Source organism: Salinimicrobium oceani, assembly GCF_012037645.1.
Genome location: NZ_JAAVJR010001363.1, coordinates 1 through 320, shown reverse-complemented (window position 1 = coordinate 320; position 320 = coordinate 1). Strand labels below are relative to the sequence as shown.

Annotated in this window: 1 protein-coding gene; it reads left to right on the top strand. The window is 45.6% G+C overall.

What is annotated here, in order from left to right:
• Positions 1–320: hemerythrin domain-containing protein (locus tag HC175_RS22215; RefSeq protein ID WP_209310203.1), on the top strand; the 320-nt coding region annotated here is incomplete at both ends.

Genomic DNA, 320 nt, shown 5'->3' with positions numbered 1-320 from the left:
AGCCAGAGTAGCCCAGGTACATGGTCATCACTACACAGAATTACTTGAGATCGAAGAACTGGTAAAAGAAGTAGCGGGTGAACTTAGCGCGCACTGCAAAAAAGAGGAATTGATCCTGTTCCCGTTTGTAAGGAAAATGGTCAAAGCCAAAAAAGAGGGCACAGAACTTCCTGAAGCACATTTTGGTACCGTGGACAATCCCATTAAAATGATGGAAACTGAACATGAAGATGCGGGAGAATTGCTTCGCCGAATAGCAAAATTGAGCAACAACTATACTCCGCCGCAGGGTGCCTGCAACACTTACAGGGCGTTCTATG